The following is a 21,857-nucleotide window of genomic DNA, read 5'->3' as shown; positions in this document are numbered from 1 at the left end:
TAATGACAAAAAGTTAAACTCACGGCGCCGTAGTGTCCTCTGTATTGACTATTTCTAATAATAGCCCATGTTTCAAATGAGATACCAATCACACTATTTTGGTGAACTAGTGAAAATCCCTCAGCTATAAAAGGGGGAAGCGATCAAACAGTAAGAATTTTCGCCTCACAATGGTAGGATTAGGTTATTACAGAACCTATATCGGAAACACCATGACAAATTCAGCACCAATCCGTATCGCAACCAGAAAAAGCCCTCTTGCCCTTTGGCAGGCATACTTTGTAAGGGATGCACTGCAAGCTGCTCACCCTGGTTTAGAGGTTGAGTTGGTAACTATGGTGACCAAAGGTGACATCATCCTAGACACTCCTCTTGCGAAAGTAGGTGGTAAAGGGTTGTTCGTTAAAGAACTCGAAGTAGCCATGCTAGAAGGTCGTGCTGACCTAGCGGTTCACTCAATGAAAGATGTGCCTGTCGACTTCCCTGAAGGTCTAGGTCTGGTGACGATTTGTGAACGTGAAGATCCTCGTGACGCTTTCGTATCAAACACATACAACAACATTGATGAATTGCCACAAGGCGCTGTCGTTGGTACGTGCAGCCTGCGTCGTCAATGTCAGCTACTGGAATACCGCCCTGACTTGATCATCAAAGAACTACGCGGCAACGTAGGAACTCGTCTAGGTAAACTCGATGACGGCCAATACGATGCTATCGTCCTAGCGGCAGCTGGTCTTAAGCGACTAGAGCTAGAAGAGCGTATCCGTAGCTTTATCGAACCAGAGCAGTCTTTACCAGCAGTGGGCCAAGGCGCTGTCGGTATTGAATGCCGTCTTGATGATGAACGTCTAATTAAGCTTCTTGAACCACTAAACCACAAAGATACCGCTGATCGCGTGCTATGCGAACGTGCAATGAACCTTACCCTAGAAGGTGGTTGTCAGGTTCCTATTGGCAGCTACTCACTACTAGATGGCGATAATATCTGGCTACGTGCGTTAGTTGGCGAACCGGATGGTTCTAAAATGGTTCGTGGTGAGATCTCTGGCCTTCGCAAAGATGCAGAAGCACTTGGCGTTACTCTGGCAAATCAATTGCTGGATGACGGTGCGAGAGAAATCTTAACCAAACTATACGCAGACCAAGATTAGCCATGACAGTGTTGGTAACTCGTCCCGGCCCAGAGGGACAATCGCTTTGCCAACAACTAGCGGATGAAGGGATTCAAGCAATCCACCATCCGCTTATTCGCATCGTTGATAATCCACCCTCATCGAATTTAAGCACCCTGCTTAAGAACAGCGATATTATCATCGCCGTCAGCTATCACGCTGTGACCGCGGCCCAAAACATCCTTTCTAAAACTGCATCTATTTGGCCATCTTCGCCGCTTTATCTTGGCGTTGGTCAAAAAACTGCGCACGTTTTAAGCAAAGTCTGTAAACAAAAAGTAAACTATCCTCAAGTTAGTGATAGTGAACATCTTCTTAAACTTACTGAACTTAATGATGTAAATAATAAATCCATTTTGATACTGCGTGGTAATGGTGGACGCGAGCTCATTAGAGACTCTTTACTTAACAGAGGCGCACAAGTCTCTTATTGTGAGACCTACCGTAGAGAATATATTCCTATTAGCGACCACAATACCTATCAAGCATGGATAAACGAAAAAACATCCAAAGTTGTCATCACTAGTCAGGAGCAATTGGAATATCTCCGCTCAATTACTCCTGATGAGTATTTGGCTTGGCTTTCAACAAGACAACTATTTGTCCCAAGCCAGCGCATAGTGGAACGAGCACAACAACTCGGTTTCGCTGACGTAACTAATACTCACAGTGCTACGAACCAAATATTACTGGCTGCTCTCCGGCCTTAGCTAGAAACAGGAAATAAGCATGACAAGCAAAAAAAATAACGAGCATATTGAACCTGAAAAGAAACAAGAGACTCAGACAGTAGTTGTTGAAAACGAAAAAGCTGAATCTGAAGAGACAAAACAGCCAGAAGATAAGCTTGATGGCTCAGTGTCAAATGTAGCTCAAAATGATGAGACTCAAGCAGAGCACCAAGAGCAAATAGAAAAAGCCGAGAAACAAGGTAAGCGCGGTGTCAAATTAGGCGCAATTGCGATCGCTATTTCTATTATTTTCAGTGGCGGTATCGCATTTCAAATGCAGCAAAAGAGTGCTGAATACTCGGCGGAAATTGCAGCCCTACAAGTTGAACTGAAAAATACTCAGTCTGCAGTAAATAAAGATCTCCAAACTATCAAGCAAGAGACCATCCAAGAAGCATCACATGCAGTAGAGAAAACTCAGGTAGTGCAATCCCAACAGCAAAAGAGCATTCAAAGCCTTCAACTAGCCGTTGCTGATGTAAAAGGCCGTCGCCCTAATGACTGGTTACTTGCCGAAGCCGATTACCTTGTGAAACTTGCTGGCCGCAAGTTGTTTCTCGAACATGATGCCGTTAGCGCAACCAAACTCATGGAAAGTGCCGATCAACGTATCGCAGCGTTAAATGACCCTAGCTTAGTATCTCTCCGTCAATCAATGACTAATGACATTACCAAGCTTCGTACGATCCCTCTGATCGATCGTGATGGCCTAGTATTGCGAATTACAAGTCTTCAACAACAAGTCGACCACCTACCGCTTGCCAATGCAATCCTGCCTGAGGCTGCCGTTGTTAAGAAAAAAGCGGTATCAGGTGATATTAATGATTGGCAAAACAACCTAATGACGTCGATGAAAGACTTCTCAGAAAACTTTATTACGTTTCGTAGCCGTGATGGCGAAGTAATACCACTACTGTCTCCAGAACAACACTTCTACCTACGTGAAAACATTAAAGGCAAACTCGAAACCGCTATTCGTGCTGTGTACAAAGAACAAGGTGATGTTTATAACGCAGCGCTTAAAACGGCTAACGAATGGTCGACGGCTTACCTAAACCAAGACAACCAGTCGGTAATCGAGTTTGAGAAGGCTATCAAACAGTTAAGCGAACAAAACATCTCTGTAAAATACCCAGTGAAACTTGAGTCTCAAAATGAGTTGTCAGATGTAATACGCGAACGTCTGCGTCGTGAAATGACCGTTATGACCACGGAGGAAAAATAATGATTCGTTGGATTTTTCTTTTTCTCATACTGGGTGCAGGTCTGTTTGTTGGTACCCAGTTCTCAGGTCAACAAGGTTATGTATTGATCTCGATTGCTAATAAGACTATCGAGATGAGTGTAACGACCCTGGTTATTTTTGTGATTGCTCTTTTAGCCGCTTTATTCGGCCTAGAGTACCTATTTAAAAAGCTAATTTACGCAAGCTCAACAACTTGGAACTGGTTCAGCGTACGCAAGCTAAAACGCTCTCGTCGTTATACCAATGAAGGAATCATCAAACTTCTGGAAGGTGACTGGAAAGGCGCAGAGAAAAAAGTGACTCGTTGGGCTAACCATCACGACATGCCTCTGCTTTGTTATTTAGTCGCATCTCAAGCTGCTCATGAACAAGGTAATACCAGTGACCGTGATAAGTATATCGAACTTGCTAGCCAACAAGAGGACTCTCTACTAGCCGTTGAGCTAACTAAAGCAAAACAACAGATCAGTGAGTCGAACTACGAAGCCGCATTCGATACACTTTCTACCCTAAAAGGCTCCTACCCAAACAACACGGCTGTACTTGGCCTACTAAAAGCCACTTACACGCAGCTTAAACTCTGGCAGCCATTACTAGAGTTAACGCCTAAGCTAGCTAAAAACAAGCTTCTTACGGCTGATGAGCAAGTTGAGTTAGAACAGAAAGCTCAGTGTGGTTTGCTTCACGATGTCGCACAACAACAAGGCAGCGAAGGTTTAATCAGCCATTGGAATAGGCTTTCTAGAAAACAGAAACAAAGCTCACACTTAGTGTCATGTTTTGTTAAACAACTGATAGCTCGTAAAGCTGACTCAGAAGCGTTCACAGTGATTAAAGAGAACATTGCGAAGAATGGTTCAAATGAGCTTTACATGCTTTTACCTGAGCTTAACCTGGCCGATCACCACCCAATAGTAGTGATGTTAGAACGTGCTATCAGTAAGGATGATAGCAATGCTGAAGCGCATAGCGCATTAGCTCAATTCTACCTCAGAGAACAGAAATGGGCGGAAGCACAAAACCATTTTGAAAAGGCATTGGCACTTCGCTCAAACGTATCAGATTACGGATACCTATCCGACGCGTTAGAAAAACAGAACTTAACGAAAGCAGCCCACGAAGTTTCTCGTAAAGCTCTGACTTTAGTTCAACCATCTTAAGCTAATAATAACTAACACGAAGCCGATGCCTAGCATCGGCTTTTTTGTATCTTCTGTTTATCCCAAGATCGCCTCTACACTATCTATAAACCACCTCCCTACACACCCAAAATAACCAAAACAAGTATTATTCAATAGAGGCACCTAAACACACGGAAAGCTACTTTAGCTGTGTCTCGGTTTTTTTGAGCAAGCTCTTTAAAAGAGATTCAAGAAGCTTAGTTGATGAAGTGATACCTATACCCCCACAGTGAATGACGTTCATTTCGAGAGTAACAGAAGATGTTTAAAGATATTTACCAGTAAATTCAAACCACGGTAAGTTAGCCATTAAGTAACTATCCATATCCAGCTATAGAACGTTAAAAGCTTGTTATTTTTATCGACGCTCAGCTTAATAATAAGTAAGCCGTTCTTAGACACTCTGAAAGGTTAACCAATGAAAGGTCATGATCAGCGAACAACACTTCGACAGAACTCGGAAACGAATATTCAAACTCATACGTCGTAAACGACGAAAGCCTAGTCGTCAGACTAGGCTTTCTAATATGTGCCGGCATAGCGTTAAGTGCAGGGGCTCGATGCCTTTACCGCACCCATACAATCTAAAAGCAAAACACTTTCTTCAAATGTAAAAAAGCCCTGCTATTACTAGCAGGGCTTTCTAATAAGTGGCGGAGTGGACGGGACTCGAACCCGCGACCCCCGGCGTGACAGGCCGGTATTCTAACCAACTGAACTACCACTCCGCAGTGGTCAACTCACTAAGTGAGCGTCCATATCTCCAGGTTGGTCAACCTAAAGATTTAATTTAAAGCCTGGCGATGTCCTACTCTCACATGGGGAAGCCCCACACTACCATCGGCGCTATTGTGTTTCACTTCTGAGTTCGGCATGGAATCAGGTGGGTCCACAATGCTATGGTCGCCAAGCAAATTTTGTTTAATTGACGCGTTAGCGACAATTAATAATTCGGAAAACTGATTTAAAAGTTATGTCTCTTCAAACGCATTCAAGGTCTGTCTTTCTATTGAGTCCACAAAACCCCTTGGGTGTTGTATGGTTAAGCCTCACGGGCAATTAGTACAGGTTAGCTCAATGCCTCGCAGCACTTACACACCCTGCCTATCAACGTCGTAGTCTACGACAACCCTTTAGGACACTTATAGTGCCAGGGAAAACTCATCTCAAGGCTCGCTTCCCGCTTAGATGCTTTCAGCGGTTATCGATTCCGAACTTAGCTACCGGGCAATGCCATTGGCATGACAACCCGAACACCAGAGGTTCGTCCACTCCGGTCCTCTCGTACTAGGAGCAGCCCCTTTCAATTTTCCAACGCCCACGGCAGATAGGGACCGAACTGTCTCACGACGTTCTAAACCCAGCTCGCGTACCACTTTAAATGGCGAACAGCCATACCCTTGGGACCGACTTCAGCCCCAGGATGTGATGAGCCGACATCGAGGTGCCAAACACCGCCGTCGATATGAACTCTTGGGCGGTATCAGCCTGTTATCCCCGGAGTACCTTTTATCCGTTGAGCGATGGCCCTTCCATTCAGAACCACCGGATCACTATGACCTGCTTTCGCACCTGCTCGAATTGTCATTCTCGCAGTCAAGCGGGCTTATGCCATTGCACTAACCACACGATGTCCAACCGTGTTTAGCCCACCTTCGTGCTCCTCCGTTACTCTTTGGGAGGAGACCGCCCCAGTCAAACTACCCACCAGGCACTGTCCGTAATCCCGATTCAGGGACCAACGTTAGAACATCAAAACTACAAGGGTGGTATTTCAAGGACGACTCCATCACATCTAGCGACGCAATTTCATAGTCTCCCACCTATCCTACACATGTAGGTTCAATGTTCAGTGCCAAGCTGTAGTAAAGGTTCACGGGGTCTTTCCGTCTAGCCGCGGGTACACTGCATCTTCACAGCGATTTCAATTTCACTGAGTCTCGGGTGGAGACAGCGTGGCCATCATTACGCCATTCGTGCAGGTCGGAACTTACCCGACAAGGAATTTCGCTACCTTAGGACCGTTATAGTTACGGCCGCCGTTTACCGGGGCTTCGATCAAGAGCTTCGACCGAAGTCTAACCCCATCAATTAACCTTCCGGCACCGGGCAGGCGTCACACCGTATACGTCATCTTACGATTTTGCACAGTGCTGTGTTTTTAATAAACAGTTGCAGCCACCTGGTATCTGCGACTCTCGTCTGCTCCATCCGCAAGGGACTTCACTGATAAGAGCGTACCTTCTCCCGAAGTTACGGTACCATTTTGCCTAGTTCCTTCACCCGAGTTCTCTCAAGCGCCTTGGTATTCTCTACCCGACCACCTGTGTCGGTTTGGGGTACGATTCCTTACAATCTGAAGCTTAGAGGCTTTTCCTGGAAGCATGGCATCAATGACTTCACTACCGTAGTAGCTCGACATCGTATCTCAGCGTTAGTAGCGGTCCGGATTTACCTAAACCACCCGCCTACATACTTGAACCTGGACAACCGTCGCCAGGCCCACCTAGCCTTCTCCGTCCCCCCATCGCAATTGTAAGAAGTACGGGAATATTAACCCGTTTCCCATCGACTACGCCTTTCGGCCTCGCCTTAGGAGTCGACTTACCCTGCCCCGATTAACGTTGGACAGGAACCCTTGGTCTTCCGGCGAGGGAGTTTTTCACTCCCTTTATCGTTACTCATGTCAGCATTCGCACTTCTGATACCTCCAGCAGCCCTTACAGACCACCTTCAACGGCTTACAGAACGCTCCCCTACCCCACATACCCTAAGGTACGTAGCCGCAGCTTCGGTGTATAGCTTAGCCCCGTTACATCTTCCGCGCAGGCCGACTCGACCAGTGAGCTATTACGCTTTCTTTAAATGATGGCTGCTTCTAAGCCAACATCCTGGCTGTCTGAGCCTTCCCACATCGTTTCCCACTTAGCTATACTTTGGGACCTTAGCTGGCGGTCTGGGTTGTTTCCCTCTCCACGACGGACGTTAGCACCCGCCGTGTGTCTCCCGGATAGTACTTACTGGTATTCGGAGTTTGCAAAGGGTTGGTAAGTCGGGATGACCCCCTAGCCTTAACAGTGCTCTACCCCCAGTAGTATTCGTCCGAGGCGCTACCTAAATAGCTTTCGGGGAGAACCAGCTATCTCCAGGTTTGATTGGCCTTTCACCCCTAGCCACAAGTCATCCGCTAATTTTTCAACATTAGTCGGTTCGGTCCTCCAGTTGATGTTACTCAACCTTCAACCTGCCCATGGCTAGATCACCTGGTTTCGGGTCTAATCCTAGCAACTGTACGCCCAGTTAAGACTCGGTTTCCCTACGGCTCCCCTAAACGGTTAACCTTGCTACTAAAATTAAGTCGCTGACCCATTATACAAAAGGTACGCAGTCACACCACGAAGGTGCTCCTACTGCTTGTACGTACACGGTTTCAGGTTCTATTTCACTCCCCTCACAGGGGTTCTTTTCGCCTTTCCCTCACGGTACTGGTTCACTATCGGTCAGTCAGTAGTATTTAGCCTTGGAGGATGGTCCCCCCATATTCAGACAGGATATCACGTGTCCCGCCCTACTCGTTTTCACTGATTATGATGTGTCGGTTACGGGGCTATCACCCTTTGTTGCGAGACTTTCCAGACTCTTCACCTGCATCATTAAAAGCTTAAGGGCTAATCCAATTTCGCTCGCCGCTACTTTCGGAATCTCGGTTGATTTCTCTTCCTCGGGGTACTTAGATGTTTCAGTTCCCCCGGTTTGCCTCCTGTTGCTATGTATTCACAACAGGATACGTGCTTATGCACGTGGGTTTCCCCATTCAGGAATCCCAGACTCAAAAGGTTATTACTACCTAATCTGGGCTTATCGCAAGTTATTACGCCTTTCATCGCCTCTGACTGCCAAGGCATCCACCGTGTACGCTTAGTCACTTAACCATACAACCCGAAAGGGTTTCTATTTGCTTTCACTTTAAAAAATGAAGACAAATAAGCGTATGGCAACTAACCAAGGTTTTTGGTTGTCATCAAGAAGGGTTAATTCTTGATAACTGTTTGCCGGACTCAATTGTGATTCAAACAAGTTTGAATCGAATACAAGACACTTGAATGTGTTTGTTGTGTTTATACCGTTCTTATTAAATAAGAGCAGATAAACATTGAGAACTTTTAAATTTGATTGAATTACTCGTAAGTAATCAATCAGTCAGCTTTCCAAATTGTTAAAGAGCTTGATTCAATAAAATGAACCATTTTTAAAGACTCTCTTAAGAGAATACTTAAAGATGGTGGAGCTATGCGGGATCGAACCGCAGACCTCCTGCGTGCAAGGCAGGCGCTCTCCCAGCTGAGCTATAGCCCCATCTAGGTCGATATTGGTGGGTCTGAGTGGACTTGAACCACCGACCTCCCGCTTATCAGGCGAGCGCTCTAACCAGCTGAGCTACAGACCCAATATCGTCTCTTAACTTTTCTAAACCTAATCAATCTGTGTGGACACTCATCGTGGTATCTTCGTATAAGGAGGTGATCCAGCCCCAGGTTCCCCTAGGGCTACCTTGTTACGACTTCACCCCAGTCATGAACCACAAAGTGGTGAGCGTCCTCCCCGAAAGGTTAAACTACCCACTTCTTTTGCAGCCCACTCCCATGGTGTGACGGGCGGTGTGTACAAGGCCCGGGAACGTATTCACCGTGACATTCTGATTCACGATTACTAGCGATTCCGACTTCATGGAGTCGAGTTGCAGACTCCAATCCGGACTACGACGCACTTTTTGGGATTCGCTCACTATCGCTAGCTTGCTGCCCTCTGTATGCGCCATTGTAGCACGTGTGTAGCCCTACTCGTAAGGGCCATGATGACTTGACGTCGTCCCCACCTTCCTCCGGTTTATCACCGGCAGTCTCCCTGGAGTTCCCGACATGACTCGCTGGCAAACAAGGATAAGGGTTGCGCTCGTTGCGGGACTTAACCCAACATTTCACAACACGAGCTGACGACAGCCATGCAGCACCTGTCTCAGAGCTCCCGAAGGCACACCTGCGTCTCCGCTGGCTTCTCTGGATGTCAAGAGTAGGTAAGGTTCTTCGCGTTGCATCGAATTAAACCACATGCTCCACCGCTTGTGCGGGCCCCCGTCAATTCATTTGAGTTTTAATCTTGCGACCGTACTCCCCAGGCGGTCTACTTAACGCGTTAGCTCCGAAAGCCACGGCTCAAGGCCACAACCTCCAAGTAGACATCGTTTACGGCGTGGACTACCAGGGTATCTAATCCTGTTTGCTCCCCACGCTTTCGCATCTGAGTGTCAGTATCTGTCCAGGGGGCCGCCTTCGCCACTGGTATTCCTTCAGATCTCTACGCATTTCACCGCTACACCTGAAATTCTACCCCCCTCTACAGTACTCTAGTTCACCAGTTTCAAATGCAGTTCCGAGGTTGAGCCCCGGGCTTTCACATCTGACTTAATGAACCACCTGCATGCGCTTTACGCCCAGTAATTCCGATTAACGCTCGCACCCTCCGTATTACCGCGGCTGCTGGCACGGAGTTAGCCGGTGCTTCTTCTGTTGCTAACGTCAAGATGCGCAGCTATTAACTACACACCCTTCCTCACAACTGAAAGTACTTTACAACCCGAAGGCCTTCTTCATACACGCGGCATGGCTGCATCAGGCTTTCGCCCATTGTGCAATATTCCCCACTGCTGCCTCCCGTAGGAGTCTGGACCGTGTCTCAGTTCCAGTGTGGCTGATCATCCTCTCAGACCAGCTAGGGATCGTCGCCTTGGTGAGCCATTACCTCACCAACTAGCTAATCCCACCTAGGCATATCTTGACGCGAGAGGCCCGAAGGTCCCCCTCTTTGGCCCGTAGGCATCATGCGGTATTAGCCATCGTTTCCAATGGTTATCCCCCACATCAAGGCAATTTCCTAGGCATTACTCACCCGTCCGCCGCTCGACGCCCATTAACGCACCCGAAGGATTGTTAGTGTCGTTTCCGCTCGACTTGCATGTGTTAGGCCTGCCGCCAGCGTTCAATCTGAGCCATGATCAAACTCTTCAATTTAAGATTTTGTGACTCAACGAATACTGACTTCAAAACTAATATTCATTGCTCTTTCGAAAAAGATTGATGAACATGTAATTCTAAAGCTATTACCATTCCAACAGAATGGTAATGAATTGACTGTGCCGAATAATTTCTTTCTACAAGAGAAAGTAGTTAAACGTATTGGTCACTCAGTTCATTGAAATCATTGTGTTACCGAAGTAACTGTTTTATCCAAAGGATAAAACGTTTTGATATTCATCAACGAGTGCCCACACAGATTGATAGGTTTAAATTGTTAAAGAGCTTGTTCTCTAAAAAGAGAACGCTTTCAGTGCCTTAGCACTTAAGCAGGACGCGTATAATACGCTTTCCACTTTGAAAGTCAACATAAAATACTAAGAAAACTTAGAACTCTATGGTGACTTGTCTATTAAATAGACAAAGTCGAAATTAAAGCCTGGCGATGTCCTACTCTCACATGGGGAAGCCCCACACTACCATCGGCGCTATTGTGTTTCACTTCTGAGTTCGGCATGGAATCAGGTGGGTCCACAATGCTATGGTCGCCAAGCAAATTTTAAAATTCGGAAAACTGTATTTAAAAGTTATGTCTCTTCAAACGCATTCAAGGTCTGTCTTTCTTTGAGTCCACAAAACCCCTTGGGTGTTGTATGGTTAAGCCTCACGGGCAATTAGTACAGGTTAGCTCAATGCCTCGCAGCACTTACACACCCTGCCTATCAACGTCGTAGTCTACGACAACCCTTTAGGACACTTATAGTGCCAGGGAAAACTCATCTCAAGGCTCGCTTCCCGCTTAGATGCTTTCAGCGGTTATCGATTCCGAACTTAGCTACCGGGCAATGCCATTGGCATGACAACCCGAACACCAGAGGTTCGTCCACTCCGGTCCTCTCGTACTAGGAGCAGCCCCTTTCAATTTTCCAACGCCCACGGCAGATAGGGACCGAACTGTCTCACGACGTTCTAAACCCAGCTCGCGTACCACTTTAAATGGCGAACAGCCATACCCTTGGGACCGACTTCAGCCCCAGGATGTGATGAGCCGACATCGAGGTGCCAAACACCGCCGTCGATATGAACTCTTGGGCGGTATCAGCCTGTTATCCCCGGAGTACCTTTTATCCGTTGAGCGATGGCCCTTCCATTCAGAACCACCGGATCACTATGACCTGCTTTCGCACCTGCTCGAATTGTCATTCTCGCAGTCAAGCGGGCTTATGCCATTGCACTAACCACACGATGTCCAACCGTGTTTAGCCCACCTTCGTGCTCCTCCGTTACTCTTTGGGAGGAGACCGCCCCAGTCAAACTACCCACCAGGCACTGTCCGTAATCCCGATTCAGGGACCAACGTTAGAACATCAAAACTACAAGGGTGGTATTTCAAGGACGACTCCATCACATCTAGCGACGCAATTTCATAGTCTCCCACCTATCCTACACATGTAGGTTCAATGTTCAGTGCCAAGCTGTAGTAAAGGTTCACGGGGTCTTTCCGTCTAGCCGCGGGTACACTGCATCTTCACAGCGATTTCAATTTCACTGAGTCTCGGGTGGAGACAGCGTGGCCATCATTACGCCATTCGTGCAGGTCGGAACTTACCCGACAAGGAATTTCGCTACCTTAGGACCGTTATAGTTACGGCCGCCGTTTACCGGGGCTTCGATCAAGAGCTTCGACCGAAGTCTAACCCCATCAATTAACCTTCCGGCACCGGGCAGGCGTCACACCGTATACGTCATCTTACGATTTTGCACAGTGCTGTGTTTTTAATAAACAGTTGCAGCCACCTGGTATCTGCGACTCTCGTCTGCTCCATCCGCAAGGGACTTCACTGATAAGAGCGTACCTTCTCCCGAAGTTACGGTACCATTTTGCCTAGTTCCTTCACCCGAGTTCTCTCAAGCGCCTTGGTATTCTCTACCCGACCACCTGTGTCGGTTTGGGGTACGATTCCTTACAATCTGAAGCTTAGAGGCTTTTCCTGGAAGCATGGCATCAATGACTTCACTACCGTAGTAGCTCGACATCGTATCTCAGCGTTAGTAGCGGTCCGGATTTACCTAAACCACCCGCCTACATACTTGAACCTGGACAACCGTCGCCAGGCCCACCTAGCCTTCTCCGTCCCCCCATCGCAATTGTAAGAAGTACGGGAATATTAACCCGTTTCCCATCGACTACGCCTTTCGGCCTCGCCTTAGGAGTCGACTTACCCTGCCCCGATTAACGTTGGACAGGAACCCTTGGTCTTCCGGCGAGGGAGTTTTTCACTCCCTTTATCGTTACTCATGTCAGCATTCGCACTTCTGATACCTCCAGCAGCCCTTACAGACCACCTTCAACGGCTTACAGAACGCTCCCCTACCCCACATACCCTAAGGTACGTAGCCGCAGCTTCGGTGTATAGCTTAGCCCCGTTACATCTTCCGCGCAGGCCGACTCGACCAGTGAGCTATTACGCTTTCTTTAAATGATGGCTGCTTCTAAGCCAACATCCTGGCTGTCTGAGCCTTCCCACATCGTTTCCCACTTAGCTATACTTTGGGACCTTAGCTGGCGGTCTGGGTTGTTTCCCTCTCCACGACGGACGTTAGCACCCGCCGTGTGTCTCCCGGATAGTACTTACTGGTATTCGGAGTTTGCAAAGGGTTGGTAAGTCGGGATGACCCCCTAGCCTTAACAGTGCTCTACCCCCAGTAGTATTCGTCCGAGGCGCTACCTAAATAGCTTTCGGGGAGAACCAGCTATCTCCAGGTTTGATTGGCCTTTCACCCCTAGCCACAAGTCATCCGCTAATTTTTCAACATTAGTCGGTTCGGTCCTCCAGTTGATGTTACTCAACCTTCAACCTGCCCATGGCTAGATCACCTGGTTTCGGGTCTAATCCTAGCAACTGTACGCCCAGTTAAGACTCGGTTTCCCTACGGCTCCCCTAAACGGTTAACCTTGCTACTAAAATTAAGTCGCTGACCCATTATACAAAAGGTACGCAGTCACACCACGAAGGTGCTCCTACTGCTTGTACGTACACGGTTTCAGGTTCTATTTCACTCCCCTCACAGGGGTTCTTTTCGCCTTTCCCTCACGGTACTGGTTCACTATCGGTCAGTCAGTAGTATTTAGCCTTGGAGGATGGTCCCCCCATATTCAGACAGGATATCACGTGTCCCGCCCTACTCGTTTTCACTGATTATGATGTGTCGGTTACGGGGCTATCACCCTTTGTTGCGAGACTTTCCAGACTCTTCACCTGCATCATTAAAAGCTTAAGGGCTAATCCAATTTCGCTCGCCGCTACTTTCGGAATCTCGGTTGATTTCTCTTCCTCGGGGTACTTAGATGTTTCAGTTCCCCCGGTTTGCCTCCTGTTGCTATGTATTCACAACAGGATACTTACTTATGTAAGTGGGTTTCCCCATTCAGGAATCCCAGACTCAAAAGGTTATTACTACCTAATCTGGGCTTATCGCAAGTTATTACGCCTTTCATCGCCTCTGACTGCCAAGGCATCCACCGTGTACGCTTAGTCACTTAACCATACAACCCGAAAGGGTTTCTATTTGCTTTCACTTTAAAAAATGAAGACAAATAAGCGTATGGCAACTAACCAAGGTTTTTGGTTGTCATCAAGAAGGGTTAATTCTTGATAACTGTTTGCCGGACTCAATTGTGATTCAAACAAGTTTGAATCGAATACAAGACACTTGAATGTGTTTGTTGTGTTTATCTAATGAAAGATAAACATTGAGAACTTTTAAATTTGATTGAATTACTCGTAAGTAAATCAATCAGTCAGCTTTCCAAATTGTTAAAGAGCATAAAGCAAAAAGCTTTAATCAATAACTTACGTTATTAATTAAAGCTCTGGCTTTAACTAAATCTAAACCATCAATCTGTGTGGACACTCATCGTAAGTATCTTCGTATAAGGAGGTGATCCAGCCCCAGGTTCCCCTAGGGCTACCTTGTTACGACTTCACCCCAGTCATGAACCACAAAGTGGTGAGCGTCCTCCCCGAAAGGTTAAACTACCCACTTCTTTTGCAGCCCACTCCCATGGTGTGACGGGCGGTGTGTACAAGGCCCGGGAACGTATTCACCGTGACATTCTGATTCACGATTACTAGCGATTCCGACTTCATGGAGTCGAGTTGCAGACTCCAATCCGGACTACGACGCACTTTTTGGGATTCGCTCACTATCGCTAGCTTGCTGCCCTCTGTATGCGCCATTGTAGCACGTGTGTAGCCCTACTCGTAAGGGCCATGATGACTTGACGTCGTCCCCACCTTCCTCCGGTTTATCACCGGCAGTCTCCCTGGAGTTCCCGACATGACTCGCTGGCAAACAAGGATAAGGGTTGCGCTCGTTGCGGGACTTAACCCAACATTTCACAACACGAGCTGACGACAGCCATGCAGCACCTGTCTCAGAGCTCCCGAAGGCACACCTGCGTCTCCGCTGGCTTCTCTGGATGTCAAGAGTAGGTAAGGTTCTTCGCGTTGCATCGAATTAAACCACATGCTCCACCGCTTGTGCGGGCCCCCGTCAATTCATTTGAGTTTTAATCTTGCGACCGTACTCCCCAGGCGGTCTACTTAACGCGTTAGCTCCGAAAGCCACGGCTCAAGGCCACAACCTCCAAGTAGACATCGTTTACGGCGTGGACTACCAGGGTATCTAATCCTGTTTGCTCCCCACGCTTTCGCATCTGAGTGTCAGTATCTGTCCAGGGGGCCGCCTTCGCCACTGGTATTCCTTCAGATCTCTACGCATTTCACCGCTACACCTGAAATTCTACCCCCCTCTACAGTACTCTAGTTCACCAGTTTCAAATGCAGTTCCGAGGTTGAGCCCCGGGCTTTCACATCTGACTTAATGAACCACCTGCATGCGCTTTACGCCCAGTAATTCCGATTAACGCTCGCACCCTCCGTATTACCGCGGCTGCTGGCACGGAGTTAGCCGGTGCTTCTTCTGTTGCTAACGTCAAGATGCGCAGCTATTAACTACACACCCTTCCTCACAACTGAAAGTACTTTACAACCCGAAGGCCTTCTTCATACACGCGGCATGGCTGCATCAGGCTTTCGCCCATTGTGCAATATTCCCCACTGCTGCCTCCCGTAGGAGTCTGGACCGTGTCTCAGTTCCAGTGTGGCTGATCATCCTCTCAGACCAGCTAGGGATCGTCGCCTTGGTGAGCCATTACCTCACCAACTAGCTAATCCCACCTAGGCATATCTTGACGCGAGAGGCCCGAAGGTCCCCCTCTTTGGCCCGTAGGCATCATGCGGTATTAGCCATCGTTTCCAATGGTTATCCCCCACATCAAGGCAATTTCCTAGGCATTACTCACCCGTCCGCCGCTCGACGCCCATTAACGCACCCGAAGGATTGTTAGTGTCGTTTCCGCTCGACTTGCATGTGTTAGGCCTGCCGCCAGCGTTCAATCTGAGCCATGATCAAACTCTTCAATTTAAGATTTTGTGACTCAACGAATACTGACTTCAAAACTACTATGTAATTTTAAAGCTATTACCATTCCAACAGAATGGTAATGAATTGACTGTGCCGAATAACTACAAGTAGTTAAACGTATTGGTCACTCAGTTCATTGAAATCAAGTTTGTTACCGAAGTAACTGTTTTATCCAAAAGGATAAAACGTTTTGATATTCATCAACGAGTGCCCACACAGATTGATAGGTTTAAATTGTTAAAGAGCTTTACTTCTCAAGCGCTCCTTTTAAGTAAGGTGCCTCTCGAAGTGGACGGCCATTCTAGCGAATTAACATTCAGTGTCAAACACTTTTTGAAAATTAATTTTTTGTCGCTTTCCGTCTTACTGATTCTTGCTGAAGCCTTGTGGCGTCTGCCGTCTCAGTGGTGTCGCATTATAGGGAACCCTCTCAGCTTAGCAACTACTTTTTCATAAAAAATTAATAAATAGGGGTTAACTGCCTAATAGTTCACCTAAACGTAAAAAAGAGAGCATTTCTGCTCTCTTTTTACTCAAAATCTAAAGGTATTGTTAGATAAACGCGTAAGCATCAGCGTACATATGGTCGCGCTTTGCGTCTTTGTTTTGAGTAAATAAGTCTCTTGCTGCACCCGCCATTTCAAAACGGCCTGCAATATAGATATCGAAATCAGCTAATGATTCGAAGCTTTGCGTAATAGCTTCAAGCACATTACCTGTTTGACCATGCCAAACCTCAGGAGCTTGTTCTACAACAGGTACAAAGTGTACGTTGCTATGTTTTTCTGCAATATCGACTAACTCTTCTTTCGCATATAACTGGCACTCATCTTTTGCGCCCCAGTATAAGTGAATCTCTTTCTTGCTGTTTTGTGCAATACAGTGATCAAGAATCGAACGTACATAGCTGAAACCAGTACCACCAGCAATCAATAATAGAGGACGTTCGCTTTCTTCTTTAACCCACGCGTTACCGTGAGGAGCATCAATAGCAATATCACCATCTTCAGATTGTGCTTTTTTCATCGCCTCAACAACTTCTAACGCGTAAGCATTGTGCTCAGCAGCACCAATGTGTAACTCAAGCTCGCCTTCATGGCGACAAGGGCTACTTGCAATCGAAAATGGGCGCTTGTCTTTTTCACCCATTTCAACCATCAAGTATTGTCCCGCTTTAAAAGCGACCGGTGTTTCTGGGTGAAGTAGGATTTGGTAAGTGTTACAAGCCAAAGGCTCGATAGATTTCACTTTACATTTAATAGTCATGTTCTTCCTCTCACTAACCCTTAATCGGCAAAGGTTAGAACTAAATTACTTTCTGCAAATGCTTGGCAAGCAAAAATCCAACCTTGTAACTGCTCTTTCTCTGTGAGCATGGGTTCAAGGTGGTAACTCACTTGGCCTTCTAATTTTTTGCACATACACATCGCGCATGCGCCAACTTGGCAACGATTCGGGAAATTGATATTGCTGTTGAGCGCAGCATCCAAGATCGTTTGCCCTTTTCCTACTGTGAAACTGATGTTTTCTGGATATAAGACTACTTGGTAGCTCATGAAATTCCTAGCTGTTCCCAAATGCTATCAATCTTTTTGACGAGCCCAGGATCTTTTGTAATTGGCACCCCCCACTCACGAAGGCATTCACCTTCCCATTTATTAGTCGCATCTAGACCCATTTTTGAGTGTCCAGTTTCATTCTGTAGGAACAATGTATCTCTGGCCGGGTCCATTCTTGTGGTCACCGCCCAAATGATGTCATTCCAATCACTCACGTTGACATCACCATCACACACGATAACAAATTTATTCTCATCAAATTGAGACCAAACCGCTTCCATGATTTTCTTACCGTTACCTGCAGCTTGCTTATCAATAGACACGACAACCATGCTGGCGTTGTCGTTCTGTAGATGAATATCAATAATTTCAGGGTGAGCCTTAGTTAACTCAGCCAGGCTACCTTCGATATGTTCACTACTTACAGGCGCAGATTCAACGTCTGGCGATAATGCTAACTCCGCATCCCACTTCTTGGTGATGTCTAAGCCCATCTTAGAACCCAATCCAACCACTGGAGACGCAAAATCTAACGAGTCGATCGGTGTGTTCTCTATCATCAAGCTATCGCGTGACGGATCCATATATTTACACATCGCAGCGGTTACTTGAGACCAATCACGTGCGTTCACATCCTCATCGCACACCAATACAAATTTGGTGTACATGAATTGACGCAAGAAAGACCATACACCCATCATCACTCGCTTAGCGTGACCTGGGTATTGCTTCTTCATTGTCACTACCGCCATTCGGTACGAACAACCTTCAGGCGGCAGGTAGAAATCTTCGATCTCAGGGAACTGCTTTTGAAGAATAGGAACAAACACTTCATTTAGTGCAACACCCAATACCGCTGGCTCATCAGGCGGACGGCCAGTATACGTGCTGTGATAAATAGGGTTCTCGCGCATGGTTACATGAGTAATCGTAAATACGTGGTGCTTTTCTTTCTCGTTGTAGTAACCCGTGTGGTCTCCGTATGGGCCTTCGTCCGCGAACTCATTCGGGTCGATGTAGCCTTCCATTACGATTTCCGCACTTGCTGGTACCTCTAGGTTATTACTGATTGATTTAACGACCTCAGTTTTACTACCACGCAGCAATCCTGCAAATGCGTATTCCGATAAGGTATCTGGTACTGGTGTCACCGCGCCAAGAATGGTGGCAGGGTCTGCGCCAAATGCTACAGATATCGGAAATGGTTTACCTGGGTTGGTTTCCATCCAATCGCGTAGATCAAGCGCACCACCACGATGGGCTAACCAACGCATGATGATTTTGTTTTTACCGATCTTTTGCTGGCGATAGATACCTAAGTTTTGGCGTTTTTTATTTGGACCACGAGTAACCGTTAAACCCCATGTTAGCAATGGCGCGACATCGTCGGCCCAGCAACTCATCACAGGAATTTTATCTAGGTCGACCTCATTACCTTGCCAAACCACTTGTTGGCAAGCCGCTTTGCGAAGGCGTTTAGCCGGCATGTTTAAGACTTGCTTAAACACTGGCAGCTTATCAAGAGCGTCTTTAAAGCCTTTTGGGGGCTCAGGCTCTTTTAGGTAAGCAAGCAACTTGCCCACTTCACGCAGTTCTTTTACTTCCTGACGACCCATACCAATAGCCACACGGTTAGGTGTACCAAATAGGTTAGTCAAAACAGGCATGTCATAGCCTACAGGATTTTCAAACAAAAGAGCCGGGCCACCAGCACGTAGAGTACGGTCGCTAATCTCGGTCATTTCGTAGTCTGGATCGACAGGGTGAGAAATGCGTTTCAACTGACCAATACTTTCAAGATGGTCGATAAAATCACGTAAATCTTTAAAACTCATAGGACTTCTACATGCTGATTATTCTGCGCTCAGTATATCAAAAAGGGTGACGCTGAGATCCCCCTTTTTAATGTGGTTATTGAGAGGCAAAATCCACTTTACGGTAATGCTTGCTCGATCAAAGAGCTCTTCACCTGAGGGTTATCATTGACGAGGTCTTGCAACCAGCGAGTGTGACCTTGTTTGGCCAGTTCACGCGCGACTAATGGCGCTTCATCGGCAATCGCCATCCGAGAGACAAGGAACTGCTTCACTTCTTCTGATAACGGATTAACCTTGGTAAGCAAAGTTATCGCCTCATCTTTCAAGCGCGGATTCTTAGTCGCCGCCATTACCTGTTCAAGCGCGAACGTTTGTTTAGTTTCAGCAAGGCGCACTAGTTCGGCTTGACTATGATAATCGGCCTTCATTCGCCATAGAATCTTGTAGACCTCCGGGTCTTCGCTGACTTGCGCTAACCGAACCACCACCTCTGTAGAAGGTAACCAACTAACAATAGAAGATGCGGTGAGTTGCTTAGTCAGATAATCAACCGCTTCAGGTGACAAACTATCTAGCTCTCTTATTAACAGAGCCTCTCGCGTTTGAACTTGATGCTCAGGGCCAGATAGCCACTCTTTTAGGTCGAGCTCTTGTTTTTCTGCATCTAACACAAATACCAATGTTGTTTGGTCTTGGTGCCACTGTTTGATTAATCGATTAGCAATCGAAGGGTAATTAAAGGCAGGTACCGTGAACTCATATCCATCACCACGCTCTAAAACTTGGTAAGTCGGCGTGAGATCAAGTTGTTGCTCGATGAAGATAGACATCTTAGGAGTGAGTGCAATTTTTTGTTGCTCAATCTTCTTCAAAAGTTGGTAACGAGCTACCTCTTGCTGAGGAAATGTCAGACGCTCAAGCGCGAAACGTAACGAATTGACTTCATCACGCACAACAAGCTCGAGTAATTCAGCAGTTTTCAGTTTTACTTGATCATTCTCAAGCCAAGACTCAACTGTAAGTGGAGACATCTCGGTGGCATAGCTCATACCAACCGGTGAAAATAACAGTGAAGTAGACAGGAGTAATGATGACAACAGTCCATGTTGCATTTTAACTTCCTTTTAACACTTTTGGTCATTCTGCAAGCTAGCGCTGTAAAATGCAAATAAAAAGCGCCACCCGAAGGCAGCGCTTTTTGATAACTATAAACCCGTCAAGGTTACTGACGGCGCATTGCGTCAAAGAACTCATCGTTCGTTTTAGTCATTGCTAGCTTGTCGATAAGGAATTCCATCGCGTCGATTTCGCCCATTGGGTGAACAATCTTACGCAGGATCCACATCTTCTGTAATTCATCGTTCTTAGTAAGAAGCTCTTCACGACGAGTACCAGAGCGGTTGAAATCAATCGCTGGGAATACGCGTTTTTCCGCAATCTTACGGTTAAGGTGCAGTTCCATGTTACCTGTACCTTTGAACTCTTCGTAGATAACTTCATCCATCTTAGAACCAGTATCAACCAGTGCTGTTGCGATGATAGTTAAGCTACCGCCTTCTTCTACGTTACGTGCCGCACCAAAGAAGCGCTTTGGACGATGTAGAGCATTCGCATCAACACCACCAGTAAGAACTTTACCAGATGAAGGAATCACGGTGTTGTAAGCACGAGCGAGACGAGTGATTGAGTCCAGTAGGATAACCACGTCTTTCTTGTGTTCAACAAGGCGCTTCGCCTTCTCGATTACCATTTCTGCTACTTGTACGTGGCGAGATGCTGGCTCATCGAAAGTCGATGCAATTACTTCACCTTTAACTAGGCGCTGCATTTCTGTTACTTCTTCTGGACGCTCATCGATAAGTAGAACCATTAGTTCACACTCTGGATGGTTGCGAGCAATGCTTTGAGCGATATTTTGCAGCAGCATTGTTTTACCCGCTTTAGGCGGAGCAACAATCAGACCACGCTGACCTTTACCAATTGGTGAAGCAAGGTCAAGGATTCGGGCTGTGATATCTTCAGTCGCACCATTACCAGCTTCCATCACCATACGTTCGTTGGCATGAAGAGGAGTAAGGTTTTCAAAAAGGATTTTGTTACGTGCGTTGTCTGGCTTGTCGTAGTTAACCGTGTTTACTTTAAGTAGTGCAAAGTAACGCTCGCCATCTTTAGGTGGGCGGATTTTACCGCCAATAGAATCACCTGTGCGAAGGTTAAAACGACGAATCTGGCTTGGTGATACATAAATATCATCTGGCCCAGCAAGGTATGAGCTGTCGCCGCTACGCAGGAAACCAAAACCGTCTTGAAGAATTTCTAGAACACCATCACCAAAGATGTCTTCACCACTTTTTGCATGCGCTTTAAGGATGGAGAAGATAATGTCTTGTTTTCTTAAGCGAGCTTGATTTTCAAGACCTAGGCTTTCGCTAAGTTTAACAAGTTCAGACACTGGTCTGTTCTTCAGTTCAGTAAGATTCATAGTGGTGGAAGTTTGTTTAGTCAAAATAGGATCTGTTTTCTTAAGTTAAGAAGGATTTGGTCACGCAGGATCGACCAAGAAGAGAAATTCGTTCAATTAACGTGCGAT

The 21,857-nt window shown here is 46.6% G+C and carries 9 protein-coding genes, 3 tRNA genes and 6 rRNA genes; 4 read left to right on the top strand and 14 right to left on the bottom strand.

Annotation, left to right across the window (positions count from 1 at the left end):
- The first annotated feature begins 212 nt into the window (after nucleotides 1-212).
- The 4 genes from hemC to OCW38_RS00365 are packed head-to-tail and all read left to right on the top strand — an operon-like array spanning nucleotide 213 to nucleotide 4,309.
- Nucleotides 213-1,151: a hydroxymethylbilane synthase gene (gene hemC, locus OCW38_RS00380; RefSeq protein WP_010438801.1), complete on the top strand. Its 939-nt coding sequence runs from the start codon at nucleotides 213-215 to the stop codon at nucleotides 1,149-1,151.
- A 2-nt stretch (nucleotides 1,152-1,153) separates the two neighbouring features.
- Nucleotides 1,154-1,882, top strand: a complete 729-nt coding sequence (locus tag OCW38_RS00375) for a uroporphyrinogen-III synthase (protein WP_010438803.1) — start codon at nucleotides 1,154-1,156, stop codon at nucleotides 1,880-1,882.
- A 19-nt stretch (nucleotides 1,883-1,901) separates the two neighbouring features.
- Nucleotides 1,902-3,128: a uroporphyrinogen-III C-methyltransferase gene (locus OCW38_RS00370; RefSeq protein ID WP_010438805.1), complete on the top strand. Its 1,227-nt coding sequence runs from the start codon at nucleotides 1,902-1,904 to the stop codon at nucleotides 3,126-3,128.
- Entirely contained in the window at nucleotides 3,128-4,309 is a 1,182-nt protein-coding gene (locus tag OCW38_RS00365) for a heme biosynthesis protein HemY (RefSeq protein ID WP_010438807.1), read from the top strand. Before OCW38_RS00370 ends, OCW38_RS00365 begins: the two co-directional genes overlap by 1 nt.
- A gap of 672 nt (nucleotides 4,310-4,981) precedes the next feature.
- Here the strand turns inward: OCW38_RS00365 and OCW38_RS00360 are convergent.
- The 14 genes from OCW38_RS00360 to rho all read right to left on the bottom strand — a co-directional run bounded on the left by OCW38_RS00360 (nucleotide 4,982) and on the right by rho (nucleotide 21,749).
- A tRNA-Asp gene (locus tag OCW38_RS00360) sits at nucleotides 4,982-5,058 on the bottom strand.
- A gap of 67 nt (nucleotides 5,059-5,125) precedes the next feature.
- Nucleotides 5,126-5,241: ribosomal RNA gene (rrf, locus tag OCW38_RS00355) — 5S ribosomal RNA — on the bottom strand.
- Nucleotides 5,242-5,368: 127 nt separating this feature from the next.
- A 23S ribosomal RNA gene (locus OCW38_RS00350) occupies nucleotides 5,369-8,262 on the bottom strand.
- 348 nt (nucleotides 8,263-8,610) lie between these two features.
- Nucleotides 8,611-8,686, bottom strand: a tRNA-Ala gene (locus tag OCW38_RS00345).
- Between the two features lie 14 nt (nucleotides 8,687-8,700).
- Nucleotides 8,701-8,777 (bottom strand) — tRNA-Ile (locus OCW38_RS00340).
- Nucleotides 8,778-8,843: 66 nt separating this feature from the next.
- A 16S ribosomal RNA gene (locus tag OCW38_RS00335) occupies nucleotides 8,844-10,398 on the bottom strand.
- A 440-nt stretch (nucleotides 10,399-10,838) separates the two neighbouring features.
- Nucleotides 10,839-10,954: ribosomal RNA gene (rrf, locus tag OCW38_RS00330) — 5S ribosomal RNA — on the bottom strand.
- 100 nt (nucleotides 10,955-11,054) lie between these two features.
- A 23S ribosomal RNA gene (locus OCW38_RS00325) occupies nucleotides 11,055-13,948 on the bottom strand.
- A gap of 388 nt (nucleotides 13,949-14,336) precedes the next feature.
- Nucleotides 14,337-15,891, bottom strand: a 16S ribosomal RNA gene (locus OCW38_RS00320).
- Together the 16S, 23S and 5S rRNA genes with 3 tRNA genes alongside form the textbook arrangement of a ribosomal RNA operon.
- 552 nt (nucleotides 15,892-16,443) lie before the next feature.
- Complete coding sequence (fre, locus tag OCW38_RS00315) at nucleotides 16,444-17,157, bottom strand: NAD(P)H-flavin reductase (protein WP_010440710.1); 714 nt, start codon at nucleotides 17,155-17,157, stop codon at nucleotides 16,444-16,446.
- A 20-nt stretch (nucleotides 17,158-17,177) separates the two neighbouring features.
- On the bottom strand, nucleotides 17,178-17,447 hold the full coding sequence (locus OCW38_RS00310) for a 2Fe-2S iron-sulfur cluster-binding protein (RefSeq protein WP_016767813.1): 270 nt from the start codon (nucleotides 17,445-17,447) through the stop codon (nucleotides 17,178-17,180).
- Nucleotides 17,444-19,285 carry a 4-hydroxy-3-polyprenylbenzoate decarboxylase gene (ubiD, locus tag OCW38_RS00305; RefSeq protein ID WP_261894743.1) on the bottom strand — a complete coding sequence of 614 codons (1,842 nt, stop codon included), beginning with the start codon at nucleotides 19,283-19,285 and terminating at the stop codon, nucleotides 17,444-17,446. Before ubiD ends, OCW38_RS00310 begins: the two co-directional genes overlap by 4 nt.
- Before the next feature lie 98 nt (nucleotides 19,286-19,383).
- Complete coding sequence (locus tag OCW38_RS00300; RefSeq protein WP_010440704.1) at nucleotides 19,384-20,379, bottom strand: hypothetical protein; 996 nt, start codon at nucleotides 20,377-20,379, stop codon at nucleotides 19,384-19,386.
- A gap of 110 nt (nucleotides 20,380-20,489) precedes the next feature.
- Complete coding sequence (gene rho, locus OCW38_RS00295) at nucleotides 20,490-21,749, bottom strand: transcription termination factor Rho (protein WP_010440702.1); 1,260 nt, start codon at nucleotides 21,747-21,749, stop codon at nucleotides 20,490-20,492.
- Nucleotides 21,750-21,857: the final 108 nt, after the last annotated feature.

This window comes from Vibrio cyclitrophicus, assembly GCF_024347435.1.
In the GTDB taxonomy this organism is placed as follows: Bacteria; Pseudomonadota; Gammaproteobacteria; order Enterobacterales; family Vibrionaceae; genus Vibrio; species Vibrio cyclitrophicus.
This window is presented reverse-complemented; position numbering and strand designations above follow the sequence as displayed.

What these genes read in the sequence shown, in the direction of transcription:
- OCW38_RS00300 (WP_010440704.1), bottom strand. Translation starts at nt 20,379, where the DNA reads ATGCAACATGGACTGTTGTCATCATTACTCCTGTCTACTTCACTGTTA.
- OCW38_RS00310 (WP_016767813.1), bottom strand. Translation starts at nt 17,447, where the DNA reads ATGAGCTACCAAGTAGTCTTATATCCAGAAAACATCAGTTTCACAGTA.
- fre (WP_010440710.1), bottom strand. Translation starts at nt 17,157, where the DNA reads ATGACTATTAAATGTAAAGTGAAATCTATCGAGCCTTTGGCTTGTAAC.
- ubiD (WP_261894743.1), bottom strand. Translation starts at nt 19,285, where the DNA reads ATGAGTTTTAAAGATTTACGTGATTTTATCGACCATCTTGAAAGTATT.
- hemC (WP_010438801.1), top strand. Translation starts at nt 213, where the DNA reads ATGACAAATTCAGCACCAATCCGTATCGCAACCAGAAAAAGCCCTCTT.
- OCW38_RS00365 (WP_010438807.1), top strand. Translation starts at nt 3,128, where the DNA reads ATGATTCGTTGGATTTTTCTTTTTCTCATACTGGGTGCAGGTCTGTTT.
- OCW38_RS00370 (WP_010438805.1), top strand. Translation starts at nt 1,902, where the DNA reads ATGACAAGCAAAAAAAATAACGAGCATATTGAACCTGAAAAGAAACAA.
- rho (WP_010440702.1), bottom strand. Translation starts at nt 21,749, where the DNA reads ATGAATCTTACTGAACTGAAGAACAGACCAGTGTCTGAACTTGTTAAA.
- OCW38_RS00375 (WP_010438803.1), top strand. Translation starts at nt 1,154, where the DNA reads ATGACAGTGTTGGTAACTCGTCCCGGCCCAGAGGGACAATCGCTTTGC.